Annotated in this window: 2 protein-coding genes; one reads left to right on the forward strand and one right to left on the reverse strand. The window is 64.4% G+C overall.

Going from position 1 to position 2,147, the window contains the following annotated elements:
* Positions 1-1,261 (reverse strand): tRNA uridine-5-carboxymethylaminomethyl(34) synthesis GTPase MnmE (mnmE, locus tag EN914_RS33080; protein WP_127389570.1); only part of this gene is annotated, 1,261 nt, incomplete at its 3' end.
* Positions 1,262-1,325: 64 nt separating this feature from the next.
* Here mnmE and EN914_RS33085 point away from each other — a divergent pair.
* Positions 1,326-2,147, forward strand: an 822-nt coding sequence (locus tag EN914_RS33085; RefSeq protein ID WP_164779097.1) for a thioredoxin domain-containing protein, incomplete at its 3' end; no start/stop codon positions are given.

Below are 2,147 nucleotides of genomic sequence, written 5' to 3' on the forward strand. Positions count from 1 at the left end.
GGCCGAGGCGATCGGGGGCGAGCCGCAACTCCTCGGCGCGCAACTCCTGCCCGACAGAACGGCCATCGGTGGCGCGGAGCAGATGGCGGTTGGTCTCGCCAAGCAATTCGACGTGGCGAAGGCGCGACGGCAGGACATCGCCGACGCTGCCGGCCGCCTCCGCCGCCCGCTGGCCGATCTCCGCCAGCAGTTCCTTCACGCCCGTCCCGTTCTTCACTGAAATGACACGGTCGTAATCCTCCGTAGCGTCGCTCGCCGCGCGGCTTTCCAGCAGATCAAGCTTGGTGCCGACACGTAAGATCGGCGCTTCGGTCGGCAGCTCGCCGACATCCCTTGGTTTCGCCATGTCGTGAAGCAACAGCAAGAGATCGGCGCCATGCGCCTTGGCCCTCGCCTTCTCGATGCCCATCGCCTCGACCTTCCCCGGCGCATCGCGCAACCCGGCCGTATCCGTAAGCCGGACACGCAGCCCCTGAAGATCAAGTGTCACTTCAAGCAGGTCGCGGGTCGTGCCTGGCTCATCCGTTACTATAGCGGCATCGCGCCGCGCCAGGGCGTTGAACAGACTCGACTTACCGGCGTTGGGCGCACCGAGGATGACGACCTCAAAGCCGTCGCGAATGATCTCGGCGGCGCGAAATCCGGCGATGTGCCGGTCGATCTCGTCGATCATCGTTCTGACATCAGACCAGACCGTATCCGAAACGGAACCGGGGACGTCTTCCTCGTCGGCGAAATCGATCTCGGCCTCGATCATGGCGCGGGCATGGATCAGCCTGCGGCGCCAGCCGAGATAGAGTTCGCTTTGGGCGCCTCCGGCATTTTGGACCGCGAAGCGCCGCTGCGCCTCCGTCTCGGCATTGACGAGATCGGCCAGCGCCTCGGTTTCGACCAGGTCTACCTTGCCGTTCAGAAAAGCGCGACGCGTGAATTCGCCCGGTTCCGCGTGCCTGACGCCGTCAAAACCGGTCATCGTCTCCAGCATTTTTGCCACAACGGCACGGCCGCCATGAACGTGGAATTCCGCGACATCCTCGCCGGTGAAACTGGCCGGACCGGGAAAGAACACAACCAGGCCGGTATCGAGCAATGTCCCGTCAGACGCCCTGAATCGGCGCAGAGCCGCCGCGCGGTCCTTAACCATAGTCCCAGCAATCGTTTCGACCACGAATCGAGTCTGCGGGCCGGAAATTCGGATGACGGCGACGCCGGCAGGCAGCCGGCCGCTCGACAGCGCTACGATGGAATCGCCTGAAATCATTTGCCCGCTCTACTGAACCGCCCTAGCTTCACGCCTATCAGCCAATCGCACCCGAGTTTGCCCAGTGACGCTGCCCGCGCAAAACCTGCTTGCCGAAGAAGCCAGCCCCTATCTGCAGCAGCACAGCGGCAATCCCGTCCACTGGCGGGCCTGGTCGCCGGCTTCGCTCGAAGAGGCGAAAGCGCTGGATAGGCCGATCCTGCTCTCGGTCGGCTATGCCGCCTGCCATTGGTGCCATGTCATGGCGCATGAAAGCTTCGAAAACGATGGCGTCGCCGCCGTCATGAACCGTCTGTTCGTCAATATCAAGGTCGACCGCGAGGAGCGCCCGGACATCGACCAGATCTATATGGCGGCGCTGTCCTCGATGGGCGAGCAGGGCGGCTGGCCGCTGACCATGTTCCTGACCCCGGACGGCAAGCCGTTCTGGGGCGGCACCTATTTTCCGCGCGAGCCGCGCTACGGCCGCCCCGGCTTCATCCAGGTTATGGAGGCGGTGGACAAGGCCTGGCGGGAGAAGCGGGCGAGCCTCAACCAGAGCGCCGACGGCCTGACGACGCATGTCGAGGCACGGCTCGCCGGTTCGCATGCCAGAACCGTGCTCGACCGCGCCACGCTGGCGGAATTGGCCAAGGGCATCGACGGCATGATCGACCGTGATCTCGGCGGATTGCGCGGCGCGCCTAAATTTCCCAACGCGCCGTTCATGCAAACGCTGTGGCTGTCCTGGCTTCGCGACGGCAATGCCGCCCATCGCGACGACGTCCTCAACAGCCTCGAGCAGATGCTGCGCGGCGGCGTCTACGACCACATCGGCGGCGGGCTCAGCCGTTACTCCACCGACGCCGAATGGCTGGTGCCGCATTTCGAAAAGATGCTCTACGAC

Source organism: Mesorhizobium sp. M7A.F.Ca.CA.001.08.2.1, from assembly GCF_003998455.1.
Taxonomy (GTDB): domain Bacteria; phylum Pseudomonadota; class Alphaproteobacteria; order Rhizobiales; family Rhizobiaceae; genus Mesorhizobium; species Mesorhizobium ciceri.